Annotated in this window: 16 protein-coding genes and 5 pseudogenes; 16 read left to right on the forward strand and 5 right to left on the reverse strand. The window is 54.3% G+C overall.

Annotated elements, in window-relative coordinates:
* Positions 1 to 15: 15 nt before the first annotated feature.
* The gene (locus FEJ81_RS20745) at positions 16 to 780 is read right to left on the reverse strand and encodes an IclR family transcriptional regulator (protein WP_138247114.1); all 765 of its coding nucleotides are present in this window, start codon (positions 778 to 780) and stop codon (positions 16 to 18) included.
* 297 nt (positions 781 to 1,077) lie between these two features.
* Here FEJ81_RS20745 and FEJ81_RS20750 point away from each other — a divergent pair.
* Positions 1,078 to 2,077 (forward strand): annotated as a pseudogene (locus tag FEJ81_RS20750) (IS630 family transposase).
* Between the two features lie 59 nt (positions 2,078 to 2,136).
* Positions 2,137 to 2,814, forward strand: a complete 678-nt coding sequence (locus tag FEJ81_RS20755) for an IS6 family transposase (protein WP_138247115.1) — start codon at positions 2,137 to 2,139, stop codon at positions 2,812 to 2,814.
* A 346-nt stretch (positions 2,815 to 3,160) separates the two neighbouring features.
* Here FEJ81_RS20755 and FEJ81_RS20760 read toward each other — a convergent pair whose 3' ends face one another.
* Positions 3,161 to 3,481, reverse strand: a complete 321-nt coding sequence (locus tag FEJ81_RS20760) for a winged-helix domain-containing protein (protein WP_175416519.1) — start codon at positions 3,479 to 3,481, stop codon at positions 3,161 to 3,163.
* Between the two features lie 283 nt (positions 3,482 to 3,764).
* Between FEJ81_RS20760 and FEJ81_RS20765 the strand changes: the two are divergent.
* Positions 3,765 to 4,033 (forward strand): annotated as a pseudogene (locus tag FEJ81_RS20765) (hypothetical protein).
* A 549-nt stretch (positions 4,034 to 4,582) separates the two neighbouring features.
* Here FEJ81_RS20765 and FEJ81_RS20770 read toward each other — a convergent pair.
* Positions 4,583 to 4,801, reverse strand: a complete 219-nt coding sequence (locus FEJ81_RS20770; RefSeq protein ID WP_138247117.1) for a hypothetical protein — start codon at positions 4,799 to 4,801, stop codon at positions 4,583 to 4,585.
* Positions 4,794 to 4,945 (reverse strand): annotated as a pseudogene (locus FEJ81_RS23935) (DUF955 domain-containing protein); the annotation flags it as partial. The pseudogene FEJ81_RS23935 and the gene FEJ81_RS20770, both read right to left, overlap by 8 nt.
* Positions 4,946 to 4,948: 3 nt before the next feature.
* Between FEJ81_RS23935 and FEJ81_RS20780 the strand changes: the two are divergent.
* Both FEJ81_RS20780 and FEJ81_RS24560 read left to right on the forward strand, forming a co-directional pair.
* Positions 4,949 to 5,104, forward strand: a pseudogene (locus FEJ81_RS20780) (transposase); the annotation flags it as partial.
* Positions 5,105 to 6,145: 1,041 nt separating this feature from the next.
* Positions 6,146 to 6,301 carry a DUF7563 family protein gene (locus FEJ81_RS24560; RefSeq protein WP_463605663.1) on the forward strand — a complete coding sequence of 52 codons (156 nt, stop codon included), beginning with the start codon at positions 6,146 to 6,148 and terminating at the stop codon, positions 6,299 to 6,301.
* Positions 6,302 to 7,090: 789 nt separating this feature from the next.
* Here FEJ81_RS24560 and FEJ81_RS23940 read toward each other — a convergent pair.
* Positions 7,091 to 7,504: an HNH endonuclease gene (locus tag FEJ81_RS23940; RefSeq protein ID WP_229504817.1), complete on the reverse strand. Its 414-nt coding sequence runs from the start codon at positions 7,502 to 7,504 to the stop codon at positions 7,091 to 7,093.
* Positions 7,505 to 7,910: 406 nt separating this feature from the next.
* Between FEJ81_RS23940 and FEJ81_RS23495 the strand changes: the two genes are divergently transcribed.
* The 11 genes and pseudogenes from FEJ81_RS23495 to FEJ81_RS20845 all read left to right on the forward strand — a co-directional run bounded on the left by FEJ81_RS23495 (position 7,911) and on the right by FEJ81_RS20845 (position 24,166).
* Positions 7,911 to 8,066: a hypothetical protein gene (locus FEJ81_RS23495; protein WP_175416520.1), complete on the forward strand. Its 156-nt coding sequence runs from the start codon at positions 7,911 to 7,913 to the stop codon at positions 8,064 to 8,066.
* Complete coding sequence (locus FEJ81_RS20800) at positions 8,063 to 8,323, forward strand: hypothetical protein (RefSeq protein ID WP_138247119.1); 261 nt, start codon at positions 8,063 to 8,065, stop codon at positions 8,321 to 8,323. The genes FEJ81_RS23495 and FEJ81_RS20800 overlap by 4 nt, the downstream gene beginning before the upstream one ends.
* Before the next feature lie 735 nt (positions 8,324 to 9,058).
* Positions 9,059 to 10,060: pseudogene (locus tag FEJ81_RS20805) on the forward strand (IS630 family transposase).
* Positions 10,061 to 10,652: 592 nt separating this feature from the next.
* Positions 10,653 to 11,120: a pilin gene (locus FEJ81_RS20810; protein ID WP_394349671.1), complete on the forward strand. Its 468-nt coding sequence runs from the start codon at positions 10,653 to 10,655 to the stop codon at positions 11,118 to 11,120.
* Positions 11,121 to 11,149: 29 nt separating this feature from the next.
* On the forward strand, positions 11,150 to 12,895 hold the full coding sequence (locus tag FEJ81_RS20815) for a hypothetical protein (RefSeq protein ID WP_175416521.1): 1,746 nt from the start codon (positions 11,150 to 11,152) through the stop codon (positions 12,893 to 12,895).
* Positions 12,885 to 13,760: a hypothetical protein gene (locus tag FEJ81_RS20820; RefSeq protein WP_229504818.1), complete on the forward strand. Its 876-nt coding sequence runs from the start codon at positions 12,885 to 12,887 to the stop codon at positions 13,758 to 13,760. Before FEJ81_RS20815 ends, FEJ81_RS20820 begins: the two co-directional genes overlap by 11 nt.
* On the forward strand, positions 13,761 to 14,969 hold the full coding sequence (locus tag FEJ81_RS20825; RefSeq protein ID WP_138247120.1) for a hypothetical protein: 1,209 nt from the start codon (positions 13,761 to 13,763) through the stop codon (positions 14,967 to 14,969).
* A gap of 5 nt (positions 14,970 to 14,974) precedes the next feature.
* Positions 14,975 to 18,283 (forward strand): VirB4 family type IV secretion system protein, encoded by a 3,309-nt coding sequence (locus tag FEJ81_RS20830; protein WP_138247121.1) that lies wholly within the window; start codon positions 14,975 to 14,977, stop codon positions 18,281 to 18,283.
* A gap of 4 nt (positions 18,284 to 18,287) precedes the next feature.
* Entirely contained in the window at positions 18,288 to 19,475 is a 1,188-nt protein-coding gene (locus tag FEJ81_RS20835; protein ID WP_138247122.1) for a hypothetical protein, read from the forward strand.
* Entirely contained in the window at positions 19,465 to 22,527 is a 3,063-nt protein-coding gene (locus FEJ81_RS20840) for a type IV secretory system conjugative DNA transfer family protein (RefSeq protein ID WP_138247184.1), read from the forward strand. The genes FEJ81_RS20835 and FEJ81_RS20840 overlap by 11 nt, the downstream gene beginning before the upstream one ends.
* A 367-nt stretch (positions 22,528 to 22,894) precedes the next feature.
* Complete coding sequence (locus FEJ81_RS20845; RefSeq protein ID WP_138247123.1) at positions 22,895 to 24,166, forward strand: phage NrS-1 polymerase family protein; 1,272 nt, start codon at positions 22,895 to 22,897, stop codon at positions 24,164 to 24,166.
* Positions 24,167 to 24,201: the final 35 nt, after the last annotated feature.

Genomic DNA, 24,201 nt, shown 5'->3' on the forward strand with positions numbered 1-24,201 from the left:
TCTCAATTAGATTTATCAATAAATGAGACTGAGTCCAATATCGTCCGCGGCAGCCCGTAATCGCTCAAATAACTCTCCTTCGCATCGCTCTCGACTTACTCGATAAGTTGGTCCTGCCACTGCGAGTGCCCCTTCAACAGTATCTTGGGAGATGAGAGGGACTGCCACTGCGTGCATCTCACGGAGGCCTTCACCAAGATTCAAAGCGTACCCCTGCTCGCGAATTTGTTTGAGTTCTTTTTTGAGGGTTTTACGGTCAGTAATTGTCTTGTCAGTCATTTTCGGAAGGCCATGGTGTTCAATGATCTCGTCTACTTCTCCTTTTGGAAGATGTGCAAGTATCACTTTGCCCCCCGAATTGGCGTGCATATGTTCCCATGACCCGATAAGTATGTTAATATTAATCTCATTGTTGGGATCCCGCCCATCTAAGTACATTAGTCGACCGTTCTCGTGAGTCATTAGCCACGTTGTTTCGCCTGTCTCTGCTGCTATATCATCGAGCACTGGAAAGGCTGCCGAATAGATCTCTTGTGCATTCCGGGTGTACTGACCATATTTGAAAAACTCCAATCCAAGATGATATTCACCGTTTCGTTTCACGACGAACCCATGGGATCGCATCGTCGATAAATGATTATGCACTGAACTCTTTGCCAAACTCATATTGTTGGCTAGTTCGGTCAGTCTAATGCCGTCAGATTCGCGTATTTCCTCTAGTAGAGCGCATAGAGTCTCGTCTGATTTGACCCCGCCCCCTTTTGACGAATCGGAAACCATACACGGTTTAACAGAGCGAAGATACTAATAGTTGCGACCATATTCAGAGTTGACCGCTTAATCAACCTAATCCATTTTAATTAGATGGAAATAAGGATTTTCGCTAATCAACTCCCCCTAATTTGGTTTCAATTCCATTGTATTATTTTTAAGCTACCTTTCGCGACAGACTCGTTTTGGCAGTCCAACGTATTTTCGAACCTGATCGGTGCTTGTTAGTGAACTCGAACAGATGCGCTCTTGTTCGAGCTATAGTAACCGTTAGAATTTTCCGCCCGTATATCGTTATTGTATCCAATGGACCATCTCGACGAGATATCCGTCGAAGAACTCCAAGACGCCCTTGACAAGGTTGAGGGAAACAGGCCGACACAACGGTTGTTAGCGGCGATTGCGTACAAGAATGGCGTGACACAGACCGAACTTGCAGAGTGGCACGACACTGGTCGAAGAACGATCTACAGCTAGCTCATGCGCCTCGATACGGACGAACCGCTTGAGCAAGCCGTCCCTGATGCTCATCGATCCGGGAGAAAACGAAAGATATCAGAAACATATCAAGAAGAGTTTGACCAAACTGTTCATGAATCTCCCGAAGAAGTTGGGTTCGACGCGCCGGCGTGGACGCCGGCGCTCGTCCAGCAGTATCTCGACGAGACCTACGATGTCGAGTACTCAATCCCGAGCTGCCGGCGGTTGCTCAAAGAAGCGGGATTGAGCTATCAAAAACCACGCCGGACAGCCGCCGAATCCGATGCCGACGAGCAAGAAACGTTCCGCGAAGAGTTCAAAAAAGCGGCGGGAGCTGGACGCCACAGTAGTCTGTATCGATCAAACCAAGAAATCTGTTCAAGTCGAACCGCGTGCCGCGTGGTTTCCCCGCGGCACGCGGCCGTCTGTCGAATTATCCGGCCAACGCGACTGGACGTGTCTGTTGGGCGCGATCACCGAGGGCGGTGATCATTTTTTCTCTCGATTCGAAGAGTACGTTACCGCCGAGCACGCAAAACATTTCATTCTCACATTATGCCAAGAGTTTGAAGATGGCTTGATCGTTGTGTTAGATGGAGCACCGTACTTTCAGGCGTCGGCCGTCACGGACCTGGCGGCCCGTGACGACCTCGCCTTCGTCACGCTACCGGCGTATTCGCCGGAACTAAATCCGGTCGAAGAGTGCTGGAGACAGTTACAAAGGGCTCTCAGCAATCGGTTCTTCGACTCTGTTAGCGAGTTAACAACGGCGATCGATACCGCACTTGACCAACTCTCCGTTCCAAAAGTGAGCAATTATTTCTAACGTCTACTATAGTTGTGCCAGTTTGAGAAGTGAGCAGGTTGTTGAGTTTCTTGGGCAAGATGCGCGCAGACCTGCTCAGCGAGAGATATGAGGCGGATTTAGAAGAATCTTGGGAGAACGAGCGGACGGCGACGCCCGTCAGGGCGTTCGCCGTCCGCCTCCATCAGACCGGTTGTTCTCTTCGGGAGACAACAACGATTCTCGCTGAATTAGGCGTTGAACGCTCGCATGGAGCGGTCTGGAATTGGGTACATCGGTTGGCTGATAGCGGTTGCGACCCGCCGACGGCGAAGCCGTCAAGGGTCGCGGTTGACGAGACCGCTGTCAAAATCAACGGTGAATGGTCTTGGTTGTATTCTGCAATAGACATCGAGACAAAGTTAATTCTCGATGTCGCGCTGTTTGGTCGGCACGGCACTGATCCAGCGGTTGCGTTTCTGCATAGACTCACCGAGAAACACGATCTCTCAGAGGCTGAGTTTCTCGTCGATCAGTTCGGCTATCGGACTGCGCTCTCCCGATTAGGACTGAGCGGTCAGATCAACTATACCGACCGAAACCTGATCGAAAAGTGGTTTCATACCCTCAAAATGCGGATCGACCGCTTCCATAACTCGTGGGTGGGCAGTCGGTCGAGCGTCCGCGAGTGGCTTGAACAGTTTATGCACTACTACAACTGTCAGAGACCGCACCAAGCTCTCGATGGAAAGACGCCGGTCGAGGAGGTGCAGAACTAGACAGTGCCACTTTCTCCACAATCAAGCCCCGATGGATGCATCCATTCAGTACGCATATGTAGTGATCGCATCGAGGTTCCAATTGGCTGTACTACTGATATACTGTGTCTCGAGTATCGAGTTCCAGTACGCGAAGTTCGTTCTGTTCGCTGACCCAATCGATAATTGCTCGCCGTTTCCCAATGCGGAGCGAGTATTCATCTCGTCCTTTGAGCGGTTTGAGATGACGGTCTGGATTCTCCCCGGCCTCAGTCAATTTCGATCGAATTCGATCCTCAATATCATTTGGGAGAGATTGCAGTTCCTTCTCTACATCAGGATGCAACAACACTGTTGCCATATATCGCTACAATTCCTCCCACTCGTCAGACTCCTTTCTCGAGTCAATAGTGTTGGCAGTGGTAGAATCTAATTCGGGGGCAACCTCTGCCCACCATCCCACAGCTCTCGCACCGAGCTTTTTGCGGCTTACGAGCCCTTTCTCGTCCATTTCTCCGAGCCGGTTTCGGACCCCTTCTGGGGTAATTTGCTTCCCAAACCGCCGAAGGCCGTCAGCAACTTCTGGCGCTGTGAGGACTGGATCATCCTCGTAGTCGAATACTTTGAGGATATCTTGTTCAGTAACAGACTCCTCAAATCGGCCCGCGTCATCGCGTCCTTGGCTCATAATCCGACTAACGTGATGTTCGCACATAACCGTTTGGTTCGTACAAACCGGGCCAACTGAACTTGATAGATCTCTAACGGTCAGTACGCACGTATAGTGAACGGATAGTTCAGCTCAAATAGATCGAAAGGAACGTCATTCGAATTGTTCTATGACACTCCCATGTACGGTCTTCTCGACTCTGTCTCACATTTGCTAGGTGTCTCACAGCGGTAGCTCTCCCAGTTGGTGCGGGGATATTTTTAAGCCATTCAATGCCGACGACTATGATACTGAAAGCGCGATGAATGATCTTACAGATCCGCGGCCGCCGCTGCCGGAGTGGATCGTGGACGTGTACGATGTCCTCTATATGTCTTGTTTCAATCCAGTTGGTGATGAAGATGTCCAGTCGATCCCTCGAGAGCAAGCGCTCACAGTCCTTCTCACTGCTGAGACTCTATCCCTTGAGTCCGAGGATGTAAACCACGCACTCACCCGGTGCTTGAGCGAGGGTACTTCTATGCGGTTGATGGGGAACTCCATGTGACGACACCAGAGACTGACGTATGAGTACACAATTCGAGATGTGATTGCTCACTTCGGAAGCTGGTTGATGTCTGACGTTCCATATTGCCCATTCAAATCCGATAGTGCCTAAACAGATAACGGTTTCGGCAGTAAAAAACAATTCTCCCTAGTCAAGCGTACAACTGAGAACTGAAGCCGATGGCCCATAATTGGGTATGGAAATCCGAGAATATAGAATCTGGCCTTAATGAGAAATACGGGTAGCAGACCACTCAGCCCACACTTTGCAATTCAACAAATGAATTGCTTCCGCACCGGCAAGATGGCCTGTTGCTGGCCCGCGTCAATGTCCCATCAGGAAGCCGAAACGCAGGATAGACGGCTCCGCATTCGGTACAGCGGATGGAAACTTCCTCTGTACTGCCCTGATCAGTCATCGTCGATAGAGTGAACGAGACGAAGTGAACATATAGAAGTGGTGGCTATTCCGCTATCCGACGCTGATCGATACGCATCTATAGTGACTGCGAATCTCCTGCCACTGATCGCTAACGGCCCGTTCCAATGAGGAAGAGGCACTCAATTGTCTTCTTACTCTGAACGAAGAACCTGCACATTGGACTGCGTCACGCGGAGCCGAAACTCACCAACTGAGAACCTGATCTCAAGCCCTGTATGTGGATCGGCCGAGTTCACGAGTTGCTCGAGTGCCTCGATATCGAGTACCTGGTGGAGTTGGTACTCGCCACGATCAAGGCCCACCATTTCGAGCGTATCGACGATTTCGAAGAGGTGTCCCTGATCACTCATCTGGGATCACTTCGTCGACGATGTCGATAATCTCCGCAACTGTCGAACTGATCCGCTCGAGTCGATCGAAAATTCCTCTGGTTCGTCGCCCCGCCACGCAGCGAGGTAGAATGCCGAGCCGCTCGTATCGAGTCCAAAGTACCGTCGGCGTACTCTCCCGAACTAAATCCGGTTGAAGAGTGTTGGAGACAACTACAAACGGCTCTCAGCAACCGATTTTTTGACTCACTTGCTGAACTTACAACAGCGATCGACAACGCCCTTGACCAACTCTCAGTTCCAAGTGCGAGTAATTACTTCTAATGTCTACTATAGTGCCTCGAGTCCGGGTTTAACTATACGTCGCCACCAAGTGCCCCAGTATCTGTCCCCAGCTTCAATCTGCCCGAGTGCTCCGTCGACGTCGTAGCCAAGGGGATATAGTGGCATAATCTCAGATACAATCTGACTCTTGGTAGACGGGCCGTTCTCTTTCAGGTAGTCTCGAGCAGCGCGGATTGTCGCTTTGCACTCGGATTGATCCGTATCGGTAGGGAACTTGAGTTCATCAAGAGCGTCCGTCTCTCGTCCCGCTGGTTCGTTCTCTCAAGGTTCTTCGATTGGTTCGGGGAGAACCATGGTTCATAGATTCAGATTGATCCCGGGTGTACTGTGGCCGCTCTGTGGACTCTCGTTATCCGTGCGCCAATACACGACTGTTCGCCCCGTCTTTCGCTTTTCCACTCTCCCTTGATCGTACAACCGCGTTAGTTTCTGCCGGGCGGCTTCGGTCGTACACTCGAGAGAATCCGATACGTCACTCGAGGTAATCACGGGACCGCGTACATTGTCGAATACGTCTAACATGTCCTCGAGCGTCACTGTTTCCACGAATTGGCCGGAGTCCGTTCGTTCTCTGTCGCTCATATCCGTGCCAATGCTACCTATTGGTAAATCCCTGTTGGTGATACGCATTTGGTGAACCAATTGAGGAAGATTCATCACCTCTTGGGAGTGACCAACTGGTAGAGACGAACCGGCTCCTCGGGGCGTTCGGTCCCCGGTAGAATGCCCGAGTGATGGAACACTCGAGCGGGTTATCTCATGCCAGATAATAACCCATGTCAACGAACGAACTCCGAACTAATGAGAGTAACGCTGCACAGATTACCGTCAAAGAAGCCGCTGGCGACTGTGAAACTATTGAGACGGGCGAGAAATGGGAAGGTCCGTTCCCTGGGCACGACAAGTACGGGAACCTCACGGGCTGCACCTACGTTCGTTGCAACGACTGTGGCCGGAGATCCTTACCGGGCGTAAGGAGTTCACCACTCATCGTGACGGCTGCCGATTCGACTGATACCAATGGCACACTGCGATAACTGCGAGAGTCACGTTACGAAAGCCTATCACCGCGTGTTTAGCGACAACAGCGGCGTTCTACACGCTTGTAGCCGCTGTCACGACCAAGCGAAAATGCTAGATGGGGCAGGGGTAGGAGAGGTCAATTCCGATAGATAAAGCCGATAGTGAGATAGGTACTGACTAATCAGCTATTCAGATAATCTAGAAATAGATACATGAGCGAAACAGGGGGCGAAGTCGATCCAGAAGCGATCCAGGGATGAATCCCTCGAGAGTTACCGCCGAACGACAAGGAGATAAAACAACACATGGCCGAACTCGACTGGCGCGGTATCACGGTCGAATGGGAGTGTAGAGAATGTGGGGAACCGACCGAAGATACTGTCTTGCCAGAAGAACGGGATCAACCTGAACCACTCAAGCGTACCATCTGCCGGGACTGTGCTAAGTCCAACCTTCGCGAAGCCGGACTGATGTAGACGCACCCCTCACCCGATTCTTCCGTATTCCTTCTCATAGCGTGTTCTACAACCCTGTTTTCGTCTCTCTAAGTAGGGTAAAGACGGGTAGAACCGGGTTCCTTGAGCATGGTATGTCTTGAGGAAGGGTAAACGGCCGGGGGGACGGCCGTACCGAGTTCTTGCCACTAGCAGGGGTACTGAACGGGAAATGTCTGGCAATCCCCTGCTCCTATACAGTGTCACTCGCTCTCAATAAATACTAGCCAACCGGAAATGTGTTTCTAGCGTAAGAGGCGGGTTCCTCGAGCGCATATCTGCCGGTCGGTAGATTAAGTACAAAGTACGTAAACCCAGCCGATCCTATCTTTCGGCCCGTATTCCACTCACACCCACCCGAGCGTCTCGTTATGCTAAGCAACGTACTTGGGATCAATGGCCCCGTCGGACAGCAACACTTGCTCGCTATAGTAATCTCCAGAAGTATCTACTCACACCTCTCATCCGATCTTCGAGAGACAACGAGACACGCCAATCTTCGGCGGGTGCCACTACAAAGACTTCCAGATTCTACTATAGCACAATCAAGGATTGTCCGTCGCAGTAATTCGCTTTCTGTCTCGAAGGCAGGGTTCACCCTCACTCGGTAGTCCTGATCGATAGTGAACAGCCCTTGGTCAAACGCTGCGTGATATGTCTTGCTGAGCGACAGCACGTTGGACAGGTCAGCTCGGTACTCCGGATAGTCGCTCCACGGGAGGACGTGCGCAATGTCCAGTAGCCCTGGATGGTCCACACCCGAGATCGGACACGTCCGGTCGAACCTCGCTAGGGCGGTCGCTCGAAACTCCGGGTCGATCGCTCGTGCTTCAACGGTTGTCTCGTAGGTGCCTACAGTCATCGGATCCACTGAGCCAGAATTCGTCGATACAGTTGGATCAGCCCAAGACTCACGGCATTGTCGGTGAACTGTCTCCCCTCCTCGGTGAGTCGATACTGGTCGCCGTCTTTCTGAACAAGCCTGAGGCTTCACAGCCAGTTCACACGTTGGAGTGCAATGTCTGGGTTCTCGAGATTCCAGCCCAGTTCAGGATGTGTCTCGAGTTGCTGGCGGCCGATTTCCTCGATTGTCATTGGGCCGACCGAGAGCGCATAGAGCAGACTTCGCAGGCCAACGTTCCGCCGGCACATGATATCGAGGAGCGTCTCCGTGGAGCGGTCAGTGATGTATTGCTCGCCCTCAACCCGCTGTACACAGATCGAGAGATCCAGCGGGTGTACAATCGGCGCAGGACGCGACGAGCGCGATGGACGAGAAAGACGACAGCTGGCGCACCGAGTGCCACCAGGAGTTCGTCCGCGCGCTGCAGGCACGCATTACGAGACGTGACGATGATCTGGAACTTGCTGACCCGAGCACGCTTGCAACACGACTCGACGACCGAACGAAGGGATCGCGATGACGGCGGAACCGCCAGCAGACGAGCCTACCGATGCAGACGTGCCCGGTGACGAGAGCAGCGACACCGCTGCCGACGCGGCTTCGGATCCCCAGACGCAGAGTGCGGATGTGTCGGCGGCCAACATAGCCCCGATACCAGAGACGAAGTCGACAGCGACAGATCCCGAGCCAGAGCCTGACGCAGAGTCAGACAACCTCGAGGCGGAACTCGACGAACTGGTGCCACCAGCAGAGACGCTTCGACCCACGGCAGCGTAGGAGAGTGAGAGTGAAAATGAGATGCCGGCACCGAGTCCAACGAGAAAGCGAGCACACACCACGACATATCACCGTCGGGCGCGCACGCTGCTTCTCAGCTAGACGAGCGTGAGCGGAGCGCCGAGGGAACTGCGCTAGACGAGTTACACTCGGTGGCGACTGAACTCCGAACTGCAACGGAACGGACAGCCACCGATTCACAGCAACATGCGCCAGCGACCGAAGGTACTAGCGCTGACCGACAGGAGTCGGCCGAAGATGAAGACGAAGACGACGAAGAAGACACGGAGGTGGTGTGAGCAGATGCATGACGCAGTCACCGCCGAGCGACAGCTACAATCGCGACGGCGGTGTGCGCGATCTCGACTGATCCGAACGGTAAGTGATATATGCCTGGCTGTGCGACACTCCAAGCCAGTGTCGAGGTGGGGCAAGCGATGACGCCACCCTCATCGTCAACCGAGAGTGACGCTGAGCCGGCATCCGAAGCCGACAGCGAAAGTTAGACCGAAACAGAGACGGCGGCCACGCTGATGGTCGCCGTCTACAGACACGCTGTCCACAAACTGCGCGGGCACGCAACGCAGCCAGCGACGAGGTCGCCAGTGTCCCGGTGAACGAACCGGTCCTACGGGTGCGGACCGCAACGCAGCCCTGCTAAGCCGGACAGATGGGGATTCCGAGCACAGTGGCATCGCTCAGATTGGAACCACCGAGAAGTTGTTACTCAACGCAGTGGATCATCTCGACGAAATCTCTGTCGAGGAATTGCAAGATGCCCTCGACAACGTGGAGGGGAAGAAGCCGTCACAGCGACTCCTTAGCGGCAATAGCGTACAAAAACGGCGTCACGAAGACTGAGCTAGCTGAATAGTACGACGCTCAGCGACGGACGGTCTACAGCTGGCTCAAGCGACTCGATACTGACGAGTCGTTTGAGCAGGCCGTAACTGATGCTCATCGATCTAGGAGAAAACGAAAGGTTTCAGAAAAAGATTAGAAAGAATTCAAAGAAACTGTCTAGGACTCACCTGCGGACGTTGGGTTCGACGCCCCGGCGTGGACGCCGGCACTCGTCCAGCAATATCTTGATGAGACCTACGATGTCGAGTATTCAATCCCGAGCTGTCGGCGGTTGCTCGAAGAAGCGGGATTGAGCTATCAAAAAACCCCGCCGTACAGCCGCCGAAGCTGAGGCTGATGAGCAAGAAACGTTACGCGAGGAGCTTGAAAAAGCGGCGGGAAATGGACGCCACAGTAGTCTGCATCGATCAAGCCAAGAAATATGTCCAAGTCGAGCCGCGTGCTGCGTGGTTTTCTCGCGATACGCGGCCGTCTGTCGAATTATCCGGCCAACGCGACTGGACGTGTCTCTTAGGCGCGATTACTGAGGACGGTGATCGCTTTTTCTCTTGATTCGAAGAGTACCTTACCGCCGACCACGCGAGACATTTCATTCTCACATTATGCTAAGAGTTTGAAGATGACTTGATCATTGTGTTAGATGGAGCGCCGTACTTTCAGGTGTCGGCCGTCACGAACCTGACGGCCCGTGACGACTCCGCCTTCGTCACGTTACCGGCGTATTCACCGGGACTCAATCCGGTCGAAGAGTGCTGGCGACAGTTGCAAACAGCTCTCAGCAACCGGTTCTTCGACTCACTTGGCGAGCTAACAACAGCGATCAATACCTCTCTTGAGCAACTCTCTGTACCAAAAGCGAGCGATCATTTCTAACGCCTGCTATAGGGACGGGACATTCTCAGATTAACGATACCGTGAGTGTGGCCCGACTATTCTCGAGCGCTGCCCACCGACGAAATTCGTGACCAGCCTCATTGAATGCACCGCAGCGGGGGCACTCCTGTCCGGACCCTATAAACAGGGCTTAACCCAATCGTGTTCGGTCCTCCAGCAGAGGGACTGTTTCAGCGGATTTATACTGTATCGATAGATAACTCTCGTAGATGGTAAATAACCAGTAACAATCTCCAATAGAAACTATTATGTGACACCAATAATGAGTGTTCAGTGCTTACATTAGGTCACGAAATAATGTTGCGCAAGACTGCTCACACACGAATTCCGGTCATATCTGCCAACGCGGTGTTTCTCAGGTGGAGTAGCAGTACCATTGTCCCCAGATTCGATCGAGACGCACTGATTACAGGATTGACCGGTTGCAATAGCGGTCCCCGAGACTGCGACGTACTGGTTGCCGATGTGAGTCGTGGCAGAAAATACGACCTTGAGGGCCTGATTGCATCGCTGTCCAACGAGGAGACCTATCAGCCACAGCCTGATGCACTCCACACAGATATTGCCACATATGAGTAATGGTCCCGATCCCGATTCCGTCGAACAGTCTGCCAAACGTCCTGATGAGCAATCCACGTTCTCGGATCAGTTCCGAGCCCTGTCCGCCCGAGTGTTTCCGAAGGTGCTTCCGGTCGCCATGTGGATCGCATTCTTCGTCATTATGACTGGCTCAGTGACTGCCCAGTCGGATGTCGGTGATGTCTACTGTGGAACTGGCGTCGAAACAGGGATCACCATCGTCTTTGGAGCAATTGCTGGGCTTGGACTCCCTGCGACGGGCTTCTATGTCTGTCGAGCGGGGCTCTCGTACATGCGTGCGGGTGGTAATCCCGAGAAAAAGAACACTGCCAAAGAGCGACTGGTGATGTCGGGTATTGGCTTCGGGATTATCGTCCTTGCGCTCATCTCGCCCGAACTCATCGGCAATGTTGGAAGTCAGATGGGATTCGAGTTCTCGAGTTGCGTGCAGCCATTCTGACCTCTTCACAGATGGCCACACCTCGTTCGATGCTCGTCGTGCTTGCCCTCCTCGGCACAAGTACCCTCTTGGGTGGCCTTGCGAGCACCACAACTCTCGCAGTAGATTCGAACTCGAGTACAGCGGTCCCCACTGACGGGTCTGATCACGGCGTCAACGAGTCGCGGTTTCAGTTGCTGTGGTCAGAAGATATAGAGCAGGAAAACCTCTCGAGCGACGATTTCGATGCAAACGCGTCGTCGTCTGAAGAATTCACACAGCGGCTCTCGAGGTCGACGGACTATTTGTTCGACAACCCGATCGAGGATGTCGAACAGTGGAATAGCGGCGATTTCGGTGAGTATGATGCTGGTGATACAGCGATGTCAGTTCATCCGGAGTTGGCAGACCTTGACGATGAACGGTACATCAAAGATGCACACGCCAGCATCTTCGCTGTTCAGCCGTCGACGGTCCTCCAGTCGGGTACCGAGTCGACCACATATATCGCACCGAAAGGCGAGGTACTTGCGACAGCTGATTATCGAGTCGCGGTTCCAGACGATCGTGAGAGCGGTCCAGTACGTGAGAAGTGGTCCCTCGAGGAAGCTGAACTCGATGGGGTTGAGCTACGGGTCGATGGTCAGCAACTCGATTCCAACACTAGTCACCAGTCTACCCTCGAGTATAGCGGCCTGTCAGGCGACCCAACGCTGACAGTTGCGGTGGATATCGCTGCTCAACTCCGCCACGAACGGCGGACGTGTGACGAGTATAATCAGAGTACGGACTCCTGTGATGGCTCGTGGGAGACAGAACTCACCCATCCGTCCGACCAACTCACAGTAACCGACTCGCGCAACACCACTGTCAATCGACTCGACACTGCCACTGGAACCCAGACGACGTTCGAAACCGATGATGAGCAGACAGGCGCTGTCGTTCATCCGGGTGCCGTCTGGTCGACGATTGAGATCGACGATGTCACACGAGTTCGCGGGAACTGGCGCTTCTATGCCGCCGGTGACACCGGCTGGCACACGATGGTCTCACGGACAGAGACCGGGACGACTCGAGCAAATTCTACAGTGCGTCCGGCACAGCTCTATGCGGTCCCCATGCAGGCAGAACCGGATGTCTCGAGCAACGTGCCGGATGCGGTCGAACCACCGCTCGAGATCGAAGACGCCTGGGGGAGTGAACATGCTGGGCCGCCCCTAGCTGAGGCAATCGACGTTACTCCTGTCGATCAGTACGTGAACTCATCGTCCGTGGCACTGCAGTCGGAATCGATTACAGCCGATTCGTTCGACACGGTCACCGTTCACGGCATTGTTCGCGGCCAGTCACAAACAGTCTCGCTCGCGGACGACGGCATCGTTCGCGAAACCAATCTCAATCTGACCGTGCTCAAGGCCGATTCCTCGGGAGCGGTCGTCGAAGCAACAGTGACGGAAAACGCAACTGGAGAGCCAGTGACGACTGGGCGCGTGGAAGTCGGCAACCAATCGGCTCCCGTCAACGCCAGTGGCATGGCTCAACTCCACCTCGAGGAGCGGCCATCGCTTGTAGTCGATGGAACGTATGTTGCTGAGGATTGGTGGCGTGCAGAGACGATGTACGCTACTGCAGAGGATCGATCGAAGATCCCGCCGAAGTATCCGAAGTTCGCTCAACTCGTCCAGTTAGCACTCGTAACGCTGCTCTGGTTCCTCCCAGTTGCCTTGGCCGTCTACGGGTTTGACTACCTGACTGGCGGCACGTTCCTTGGACTCACAGATACCCATGACCGATAACAATCCAACTCACGAGAGTTGTATCGCCCGCCGATCAGTGCTTGCCAGCATCGGACTGAGTACCGCTGCACTTGCTGGCTGTATGTCGGACTCCTCCACAAATCCGTCGAACAACAGTACAGCGGATGGAACCGGACTCAGCACTGAAGATAGCGATGTCTTCGCGACCGTCGAGATGAACGAGCAGAATCTCGAGGTCGAAGTCACTGGGGAGAGTTCGACTGCGTTCATCAACCTCGTCGATCCGAATGGCGAGTTATTCGACCAAGCCCGTCTCGAGGGAGATGACACCGAAGCCTCGTTCGAGATTCTCGGCAGGTATGAAGACGATCTCCCGACTGGCAAGTACGAACTCGTTGCCCTCGAGAGTCTTGAGAGCGATGATCCAATCGACTCGACGACGATTTCGCTCGATGCGGAGTGCAAAATCACCGACGTGCTGTGGGCGGCAGAGAATCCAGATATGGACTGGGAGAAGAGATCTTCTGCTTGGGAAGCCCATGCTGCTGTCGTCATCGAAAACAAGGGAACGATTCCGTCCGTACTGACCGAACTCGAGTGGGCAGGAGCTCCAGTTGCTCGCCTTCAATCGAAGGACGCCCAATCATACTATCACGAAGTCCGTTTGTCACCTGGAGAAACAACTGTCTATTCAGAGGGTCCAGTTTATCGGACTGAAAATTCGATTCAGTCACTTGATTGTGGAGAATACGGGACGGAATCGATGACCGTGACGGCCATCACCCAAGTTGGACCAGATCCGTCGTTTACTCAGCAAATCGAGTATGGTAGTGAGCAGTCGTGTGAGCTTGCTATTGTTGAAGGTAATCCCGATGGGTCACCCTCTGATGGAGGTGAGAACTGAATGCCATGGCTGCAGGATCAAGTTGAGGATGGGATTGAGAGCATTCTTCAGGACTTCACTGATGCCCTTCTCGGTCTTGTGAACGATATCTACGGGACGCTCTTAGAACCAATTGTCGGCGTTCCATCACCAAGATCTGATTCTGGGTATATGGTCGTTGGGGCGCCGGATAATTCACCATGGACTGATCTCTACCAAGATGTTTACTTAGCATACATTATGCCGTTAGCGATCATGCTGGTCGTGATCGCGTTCGCGTTCGTTGGGCTTCGCGCAGGCTCGATGAGTTCATATCGCCGAAAGCGCCTCTTGAGGCGCCTAGTAATCGTGTTCATGGGAACATTCGTTTGGTTCCCCTTGGTCTCAATCCCACTCCAGTTCATCGATGCTATTGGGACTACAATAGCGCCTGTAGACGATATGTCTGCAGGGCTTGGTGGGCTCATCCAGTCCTCACTTGGAGGGATGTTCACCATCCTCGCGATGGTCGTTATATCGAACTTTTTCTTAGTAGTTGCAGGATTTGTCGTAGCCCTCCGTTGGATTGCAGTCTTAGTGTTGACACCCTTGATGCCGTTATTGGGTGTCCTCTGGGCAATGGAAATTTGGCCGTTCAATTCGGCTGCAAATATGGCTCGTCGTGCTGCTGGGATGTATCCTGGAATTGTGCTTGCCGGAATTCCACCTGCAATCATTTTCAGGTTTGGCTGGGAAGTCGGTGGCATTGAATCGACAGCAGACGGTCTCTTTTCCCTCTTTGTTGGACTGACGCTGATTCCTGCCGCGATCATCACGATGATTATGACCGTTTACTGGAGTAGTCCCGCCGTCCGGACGATCGCTCAGAAGAGTGTCACTGCCACGAATCCGGCATCGGCTGCTGGTGGAGCTAGCAAAGCAAAAGCTGCATCTGGGAGTGCCGTGCGTGGCGCCCGAAACGTCCACCGGGGCTACGCAAACGGAAAGTACGGTCCGGTGACCAAAACCGGGCAGACGAAACTCGAGAACAGCAACTCGAAAGCGTACAAGCTGGGTCAATCAGCGAACTCGACGAAAGCCCATGCACGCCAGTATAACACCCTCCGGAAATCGGATTCGGGCCGGATGCGCGATAAAGCCAAAGACGACGCCAAACAGGTCACACGAAAAACGTCAACCAAAGCCAAGCAAGGCCTCAGAAACACCAAAGAAAAGGTTTCGAGGTGGTGATTCAGATGAGCTCGAATACAGCAGATAGCGAGTACAACGCACGGAAAATTCATCAATCACTGGGTGGCACGACAGCGTTCTTCCAGGGCTACACGATCGGCGAGCTCATGTTGTTTCTGACGGTGGCGTTCGTCACCGTCATCGCAGCAACATTCGTTCCCTCTGCACTGACGATCCCGATTCTCGGATTCGGGATCATGCTCACAATCCTTCTCTTCCTCCTCCATAAGGTCAAACCCGACTACCTCTGGCTCACCGAGTGGCTCGTCGCTCGATTCGGCTGGGCGATCAAAAACAAGGAGTACACGCACGGTGGCGAGGACAATAGCGAAGTTCGCTATCTGACCCGTCTCAATCGGGTGTATCCACACGCCATCGAACGCACCGATGACGCACTCGTCGGGGCGATGAAAGTCGAACCGGCGAATATGGCCCTCGAGGACGACGAGGCTTGGGCGAAGGCCGTGCAGTCACTTTCAGAGTTCGTCAATTCGACTGTCGACTTCCCCGTGAAGATCTACATCACCAGCCGCGAAATCGACGAAGACGACGTCGTTCGCGAACACCAAAATCGACTTGGCGATACTGACGTTCGTTCGCGGCCAGTCCTGAAACGCCTCCTCGAGGAGTACGTTGCTGCCAACACGAATGAAAATGGGGATATCGACTCTGAAACAACGACAATCCGAGAGTACTATCTCATCACTGCGGTGACCGACAGCGACATCGAACAGTTCGATGAAACCGGTGATAGTGTACTGGCCTATCTCGCAGATGTACCAGTTCTCGGGCGACTCTTCGGTCGCTTTCAGTCTGACGAATTGAGTGAGTCCAAGCGCGACCAACTCAAAGAAGAGAAACTCGAATCGCGCCTCGCGCAACTCCGCCGAGGTGGGTCGTCGTTATACCGGTGTTCGATTAGCCCCGTCGACGCGTATGACCTCGCTCGAGTCACGAAGGAGTACTGGACGTGCCAATCGCAAGACTATGCTGATATGACGAGCGCGATTGGGACGTTCCCAGTCGTCTCTCACGGCATCAGCGATGGTGTGCCAGCGACGCCAGATCCAGAGGATGTCCTTGATTCGATGGACGACAGTAGTGACGAAGCTGCGGACTGGGAGTACTCCCTTGAGGATCTCGATGAAGAAGACACTGCTAACGAACCGTCGATTTCCAACGCGGATCGTCTGCCGGACACGTCGACGATGTACCAGTCAGTGGTTGCCCCGTCGTCGATCGATTGGGAGACGACCTACGCCGTGATCAACGACGAGACGTTCGTTCGCACCTTCTGGATCGAACAGTTCCCCGAAGAGCCATCCGATGGACTTCTCGAGCGACTCTTACTCGAGACAGAGCTGCAGACGGATCTCAGCATCCATCTCGATCCGTTCGATAGCCAATCGGCCCAGGACATGATGGCCGACTGGATTTCGGACTTGAAGATCAACCAGCACGACTCGAACAGTCTCAAAGCCGAAGATCTGCAAGACGATATCGATCAGGCGAAGTACATGCGGTCGCTCGTCCGAGCGAACAAAGCGTCGTTCTATCGGGGTGGTGTGTTCATTCGCCTCGCTGCCGAGAGTCAGCAAGAACTCGAGAATCAGACGACTCGATTGCGCTCGATCATCAAGGACGCACCAGCAAACTGTACGCTGAAAGTCGCGAGTCGATGGCAGGAGCGAGGACTCGCAACGACCTCACCGCTTGGTCGGAACGAACTCGGTCGCGATCGGATGTCGACGCTGACCAATCAGGCGATCGGGGCGATGTTTCCGTTCTCATCGAACTACCAGATGATGGACGACGGGATCGAATACGGCTATCACGGCCACAACGGCTCTCCAATCCGAATCAACCCGTGGAACCTCGAGACGGGCCACAGCGAACTTGTCGTCGGAATGCCAGGTGCCGGGAAAACGTTCGGTGGGATCATGCGCCACCTTCGGATGATGAAGCGGCGCACCGACACGATGCTCGTCCTTGTCGATCCAGTCGGCGGCTTCCGTGGCATTGCAGATGCCCTGAACGCGAAGACGATCTCCGTCGGGGGCGATACGAAATTGAACCCGCTCGAGATCCGTCAGACGCCCCAGCACGTCCTCGAGTCCAGCGATGGGGTCTCTCCCCTTTCGGCGAAGAAAGACGAGGTCTACGCCGTTCTCGAGAACTTCCTCAACGCTCGTGATATCGAACTCGGGGCTGAGACAGGTGTCCTCTCGTATGTGATCGACGAAGCCTATCGACAGGCTGGTATCGTTGAGGACGACGTCTCGACGCACACGTCGGAGAACTCGCCGACGATGCAGGATGTCCACCGGATCCTCTGTGATATCGCCGAGAATCCGGACGAGCACAACATCGCTGCATCCGAATCCGCTCGCGAACGTGCTGCACAGTATGCCGACGAACTCGCGATTGCCTTCCAACCCTTCCGCGAGGGAGGCTCCTACGAAAACCTCTCTCATCGCTCGGAGATCGATATTCTCGAGGGTGACAACAAAGTCGTCTATATTGATCTCGGCCAGATCGAGGGGAGTGCCTCGGGGATCGATCGGCAGACGTTCCTGATGCAACTGCTGCTGTCGACGATCTACCAGCAAGCAAAGAACACCCAACGGAACGTCGAACTCGCGATCGACGAGGCACACTACCTCTTCGAGGATCAGGCCAATCTCGACTTCCTCGAGACGGCGTTCCGTCACCAGCGCCATGCCGGCCTCCGGATGGTCTTACTCTCTCAGACGGCCCAGGAGTTCTACGAGACCAAGCAGGCCGAGAAGATCATTGGGATGTGTCCGATCAAAGTCTTCCACAAACTCCCCGAATTGGACGACCGGACGGCCGACAAAATCGGGCTGACGAAAGAACAGCGCCAGTACGTCAGAGGTGCCGACGCCGGGAAAGCGGACCTCGGCTACAGTCAGGCACTCGTTCGCGTTGAGGAACACGGCACCTATCCCTTGCACGTGGTCGCAGATGAGTTTGAGAAGCGGGTTATCGACTACGAGCCAGCGGATCAGGCCTTCATCCAGCAGGCGATGAACGACGAGTCAGCGGAACTGCTCGCGTTCGAGGAATTCGTTGAGACCGAGGCACAGCAAAACGCGCTTGCGACCCGCCTCGACATCACTGCTGAGACGGCGAGCAAGCTTCTCGAGGAGGATCTCACTAAGACAGAAGTCCTTGATGCAGTCGTCGAACAGGCTCTTGAGACAGAGACGGACAGCGAAGAGGCACCGATCCAGACCGATGGCGGAGCGTCAGCTCCCGAACAGCGCACAACCGAACCCGAATATGACCACTAAGAACATGACTACGCTCAACCGTTTCACGAAACTGCTCGGTTCGTCGCCCCAGTACGAGGCGACGCAACTCGAGTTTGGAGAGGAGGGATCGTTCGTCCAGCAGCAAGCAGATACGCCAGGACTGCTCCTTCGGATCCGCCCCTACAAGGAGAACAATGGTGTCGTGGATGGGGCCGGCGTTCTGCAATCAGTCCACGACGTGACGACGAACTTCCGCGGGAAGAATACGAGTGATCATCACTCGTTCGAAGTCTGGTTCGATGAGGGGAAAATTTCGTTCTATATGCATGCTGCTACCGAGGCAGCCGCAGACAAGTTCCGCCGGCGGGTCGGGAACAACTACGCGAACAGTGAGATTTTCCCTGTCGAAGAGGGCTATGCGTTCCCGGTCATTGATTCTGACCAGTACGTCGCCGGCGCGTGGCTCGAGATGGAGAAAATTCCGTACTATCCGATTCGCCATCACAACAGCGAAGGCTTCGAGACGGATCCCTACGGCGAGATAACGAGCGAAATGCTGTCGCTCGACGAGAGTACAGTCGTCACACAGGTTATTTTCCGGCCTGCAAAGCAGTCGTGGACCGACGGTGATAGATTCAAGCACAACAGCGTCGACGAACTCGCTCATGCACTCCGGCAGGGGACATCCGTAGGGTGGCTGAGTCCCCGAACACGACCGGCAAGCGCGAAGGACAAGCAGGCCGCAAAGACGATCGAACAGCAGCGTGGGCAACAGGCGTTCCACGTGAATATTCGCGTATTGGCGGCCTCGAGTGAACAGGTCGAGGCTGAGGCTCGAGCCCGCGGCGTTGCGGGGATGTTCAGGAAGTACTACAACGCGATCACTGAGCAGGGACTCGACGATAATCCAGTTTGGCATCGCAAAGAGCGGAAACGAGCCAAACGACTTAGACAATTCCTCTCTCGAATGCGCGACCGCGAGTGGATCGATCGCCGTATGATCATGACCGTCGACGAACTCGCCGGCGTCGCACATATCCCCAATGCGGAAATTGAGACGCCGAAGATCGACTGGCGGTACACGCAGCGTGGTGACCGGCTTCCATCGGATGGGTCTCGATACGATGCTGAGGAGTCACCGGTTGGTGGTCAGACATCCGGTGTGCCCGACGAGGCAGCAGTTCCCGTTGATGGCCCTACTCGCAATCGGGAGGGATACGATGGTATTTGATCGGTTCTTCGGACACGGTGGAGATAATTCGAGTGGCAACCAACGTAGTGAGCACACATCAGGAGACGAGGCATCCGGTGACGACCAGACAGATGCCACGACTAGCACGCCATTGTCGTCTGACCAGCAATCAGCCGCTGGTGAACAATACCAGATCGTCGACCAAGACACGACCCGTGTCGGTGGCAAGCCGATCCTCACGGAAACGGCCGACGAAGGGACGGTTGCAGGCCCATTCGTCCGAGAAATGTTTGAAGCTGGGATGTACGACGCACCGTCCCCACTCTGGGTCGGCTATACGGAGGATCCCCAGACTGGCTTTCGCGAGGCTCCGCTCCGATTTGACTCGCTCTTCCGGCACAACTGGATTGCAGGGACGACCGGCTACGGAAAGACGACTCAACTCTTGAATATGATGGTGCAGTGGGCCTATTCGGGGTACGGCTTCACGTACTTCGATCCGAAGGGCCGTGATTCTCGAGAACTTCTCCGGATGCTCCCCAAGCATCGCCTCGAGGACGTGGTCTGGATCGAGCCCGGGTCGACCACCCACGAGAATACGGTCGGAATGAATTTCCTCGAGGTGCCTAACTGCGAGACGACTGAGGAACTCGAAAATGAGATTGAAAACCGGGTCGAGAACCTGAAAGCGGTCTTCGACACCTCCGATTACTGGGGCATCAACATGGAAGCAATCACTGAGTCAATGGCTCGAGCCATGATGAAATCCGAGCAGCCGTTTTCGGTCATCGATATGTATTTCATCTTGCTGAATGCCGATCGACGGGAGGATTTCGCACTCGACGTCGAGGATCCCTATATCCGAGAATTCTGTCTCGAGATTGCGAATATGGAAGAGGAGACGGTTCGACCACTTCTGAAACGGATCAAGTCCTGGGTTGAGAACTCAGTGATTCGTCGGATTATCGCTCACCGGGAGAGTACGATCAACTTCCGCGATATCATTGAGAACGATCGAATCGTCATCGTTCGAACGCCGGTCGAGAACACGGACATCAAGAAGATGGTGACGCTGGGTGTGATGCGGAATTTGTGGAGTGCGATTCAGCGGCGGTCGTACGAACTCGATACCGATCCAGACCCCTACTTCGTTCTCTGTGACGAGTTCGACGATATCGCGAGCGACAATCTCGATATCGAGTCGATGCTCGCCCGTGCTCGATCGATGCGGTTGTCGGTGACCCTGGCTTCGCAGTATCCCTCTCAGTTTGACGAGGACACGCTGAAAGCGATGCAGAACAACTGTGATAACCTCCTCACGTTCTCGGTCAACGACAGCGACGATGCCGAGTTATTGATGAAACGCTTCCGCGACTACACGGCAGAGGACCTCATCACGACCGACCAGTTCAAAGTCTGGACGCGGATCCCGCTCTCGGGCGGGCGTTACTCTGAACCGGTCTTGATCCGGACGTTTCCGCCATATCCGCCCCTTCGGGAACCAGATGCTGTCGATCGAATCATCGAACAGAGTCTCGAGCGATATGGGACTGATCCGTTGACGGATGCTGAGATCCTGCAGGATCTCATCTATAGTGATTCGAACGAAGCAGCGAACCCCAAGCAGATTGTCGAGGAAACGATGGCGGAAGCCGTTCGTGCAGTTCAGATTCGAGAGAGTGTGCGGGCGGAAAACGGCTGGGTCGATGTCACTATCGTCGACGAGGAACTCGCGGCCCGTCTCGAGAATACTGAGCCTGAGATCGACGTTACACCCGAAGACTTGCCTGACGTTCGTGAGGAATCCCAATTACTCGAGGTTACGCTGCAGAACGACGATATCGTAGTTCGGCTCACTGACGACGGAGAAACAGTGGTTGAACCAGAGACAGGCACTGTCAGATCTGCCGGTAGCTCTATACACGATGCAGTTCTCCTCGAGACGGAAACAGCGCTTACAGAGCGTGGGTTCAGTGTCGAAATTCTCGAGCAGGACGGAAGCGAGCAACCGGACGCCATCGCGACGCATCCAGATCACGACGTCGTGTTTAACATCGAGGCTGAGACAACGACGCCAAAGCGACCCGTCAAGGTCTTGCAGAATCTCAAGCGAGCCCACGAAGCAGATCGGATTCCGATCTTCGTCGTTCGACCAGGTGACTCCGAGACAGAGTGGGCGACTCGAGTCGAGAATATCCTCTCGCCACCGCTGCAAGAGCGAGCCGATGGGACTGAACAGTTCTATAACTGCGACGAGGTCGTGACCTTCGGTGGTGGTGCGACCGCTCACGGTGGCGTCACTGCCGTTCGGCCCAAGACGTCTGAGACGAATCGGACGGTTTGGACACGAGGGAACGGTGAGATCGTCCTTTCAGACGGTGAAACAGCGTTTGCCCGCGTTCCAGATGCGGGCTCCCTCTCGAAAGACAGTGTGCCAGCCTACTATAGCCATGATCGAGAAACCGGCCAGTATACTGTCTACGAGAGTGGAGAAAACCATGTCTACGACTCGAGAGATGACTTTGAGGAGGAGTGGACGCCGATCAAACGGCCGTTCATTCCTACTCTTGACCTCCCAAATGAGGACTATTCACGCGACAGCTACGTCGTGTTGATTTTGTCACCTAGTGATGGGCCCATAGTCTTCCAGCGTGGTGAAACGTATCCACTGTCCGAAAACCCAGACCGTGAGGAATTGTGGCCGACAGAATCAACGGTTACATCGACTCACTCCGATGGCCCAGCTGCTGAGCAGGGTGAGAATGCATTGTCGAGACTGGAGGAATCTGCTTCGTCGACAACGGATGCATCGATTGATGTCGATCCAAGTGGAGACGGTGTCGAAGCGTTTGCAGCGATGTACGTCAGACATGTTGAGGGCGCCAGAATCCCACAGAATCACGTGTTTCAGGCGTACGATACCTGGACTGCACAGCATGATATTGACGGAACAACGAAAGGCTGGTTCACCCGGAAGTTACGAAAGGTCGTAGATCTCGATACTGATCGCTCGAGAGTCGACGGAGAGCGAATCCAGTACTACACCGGACTGGCCCTAACACAAGAAGGACAGGCACTCCGTGACCAATGAAATATCTAAGAACTCTCACACACTCTCGATGGGCCTTGAACAGTATCTTCCTCGACTGGATTAGTGGATGGAAGATCTCTCGAGAGAGGCGTTCAAACCGAGATAATGGAGAGATTTCGCAGTTTGTCCACGCAGAACGACTATCTGCGAAAACTGTGTGGACGGGGGTGTCCATGCAGAATCGCATGACTAGAGGGGTGTCCACGCAAAAAATCCTCCCAAAACCAACTAGTATACACTGGGTTCCACCCGCAGAACGATACAGGGACAGGCAACTTGGGCGGCATAGCGAGTATCGGAATAATTCTCGAGATACTGACATAGTTTGTCGGAGTCCACCGATGGGTGCCCCTCGAGGGGATTACCAATGAGATCTGAGATCCGAATTGATAGAACAGCGCTGCCAGCGGAGTTGCAAGAACGCGATCAGTGGGTGTGTTGGCGAGAAGAGTCTCGAGATGGGAAGCCAACCAAGATTCCGGTGACACCTGGGAGTGGTGAGTTCGCGTCTTCGACGGATCCAGACACATGGACGTCAGTCGAAACGGCGCTCGAGTACGCCAATTCGAGAGATGCGGATGGCGTCGGATTCGTGTTTACTGACGATGATCCTATCGTTGGTGTGGATCTCGATGACTGCCGAGATCCGGAGACTGAGACCGTCGACGACGTAGCACAGGATATTATCGAGCGGCTTGATTCCTATACGGAGATTTCTCCGTCGGGAACTGGCTTCCATGTGCTCATCGAGGGTGAGCTCCCGGACGGCCGAAATCGACGTGGAAGCATTGAACTGTACGACACAGCCCGGTTTTTCACTATGACCGGAGACACCCTCGAGGAGATGCCCAGTCGTGTTGCTCGTCGGCAGGATGCACTCGAGGCGATTCATCGTGAATACGTCCAAGACAGTGAGAGCGAGCAGAAATCCGAATCAGGCCAACATGAGGTGACTGACGAGCAGGCTTCGACGGGCACAGCAGTCGATACCGACGTTGACCTCGAGGACGAGGAGCTGCTCGAGAAGGCCCGACATGCGTCAAACGGATCAAAGTTCGAGCGGCTCTGGAACGGGAATATCGCCGGGTACGAAAGCCAATCGGAAGCCGATATGGCGCTGTGCTGTCTGCTGGCGTTCTGGACCGGCGGCGACCAGACACGAATGGATCGACTCTTCCGGCAGTCTGGACTGCTCCGGGAGAAGTGGGACGACGTGCACTACGCCGATGGGTCGACATATGGCGAGAAAACCATTGAACGAGCAATTGAGAACACCTCCGACTTCTATGATCCGGACGCTCGAGAGGACTCGAATGATGCGAGTTCCAGTCAGAGCAAGACGTCGACTACTAGTAGTGGTGACGAATCAGTACAGAATCATGCATATCTGGTCGAGAAAAACCGACTGTTGACCAACCGTGTGGACGAACTCGAGGCTGCGCTCGAGCGGAAAAACGAGCGTATCGACACACTCGAAGCAGAAATCGAGCGGCTCACGGCAGAACTTGTAGACCATGATCAAGAGACAGACCGGTCCCGCGAAACGAATGCCGTGGATGGTGGTGCGGACGAGGATGAGTCCGAGACAACGTCTGTGTGGGGCCGGACAAAACGATTGTTCAGGAAAGGATCAAAGTAACGCCGAGACCGCGGCGTAGCGTTTTTCGTCCCTGA

It is taken from the genome of Natrinema versiforme, from assembly GCF_005576615.1.
In the GTDB taxonomy this organism is placed as follows: Archaea; Halobacteriota; Halobacteria; order Halobacteriales; family Natrialbaceae; genus Natrinema; species Natrinema versiforme_A.

Coding starts and splice junctions, on each gene's coding strand:
- FEJ81_RS20745 (WP_138247114.1), bottom strand. CDS start 780: ATGGTTTCCGATTCGTCAAAAGGGGGCGGGGTCAAATCAGACGAGACT.
- FEJ81_RS20755 (WP_138247115.1), top strand. CDS start 2,137: ATGCGCGCAGACCTGCTCAGCGAGAGATATGAGGCGGATTTAGAAGAA.
- FEJ81_RS20760 (WP_175416519.1), bottom strand. CDS start 3,481: ATGAGCCAAGGACGCGATGACGCGGGCCGATTTGAGGAGTCTGTTACT.
- FEJ81_RS20770 (WP_138247117.1), bottom strand. CDS start 4,801: ATGAGTGATCAGGGACACCTCTTCGAAATCGTCGATACGCTCGAAATG.
- FEJ81_RS24560 (WP_463605663.1), top strand. CDS start 6,146: ATGGCACACTGCGATAACTGCGAGAGTCACGTTACGAAAGCCTATCAC.
- FEJ81_RS23940 (WP_229504817.1), bottom strand. CDS start 7,504: ATGACTGTAGGCACCTACGAGACAACCGTTGAAGCACGAGCGATCGAC.
- FEJ81_RS23495 (WP_175416520.1), top strand. CDS start 7,911: ATGGACGAGAAAGACGACAGCTGGCGCACCGAGTGCCACCAGGAGTTC.
- FEJ81_RS20800 (WP_138247119.1), top strand. CDS start 8,063: ATGACGGCGGAACCGCCAGCAGACGAGCCTACCGATGCAGACGTGCCC.
- FEJ81_RS20810 (WP_394349671.1), top strand. CDS start 10,653: ATGAGTAATGGTCCCGATCCCGATTCCGTCGAACAGTCTGCCAAACGT.
- FEJ81_RS20815 (WP_175416521.1), top strand. CDS start 11,150: ATGCTCGTCGTGCTTGCCCTCCTCGGCACAAGTACCCTCTTGGGTGGC.
- FEJ81_RS20820 (WP_229504818.1), top strand. CDS start 12,885: ATGACCGATAACAATCCAACTCACGAGAGTTGTATCGCCCGCCGATCA.
- FEJ81_RS20825 (WP_138247120.1), top strand. CDS start 13,761: ATGCCATGGCTGCAGGATCAAGTTGAGGATGGGATTGAGAGCATTCTT.
- FEJ81_RS20830 (WP_138247121.1), top strand. CDS start 14,975: ATGAGCTCGAATACAGCAGATAGCGAGTACAACGCACGGAAAATTCAT.
- FEJ81_RS20835 (WP_138247122.1), top strand. CDS start 18,288: ATGACTACGCTCAACCGTTTCACGAAACTGCTCGGTTCGTCGCCCCAG.
- FEJ81_RS20840 (WP_138247184.1), top strand. CDS start 19,465: ATGGTATTTGATCGGTTCTTCGGACACGGTGGAGATAATTCGAGTGGC.
- FEJ81_RS20845 (WP_138247123.1), top strand. CDS start 22,895: ATGAGATCTGAGATCCGAATTGATAGAACAGCGCTGCCAGCGGAGTTG.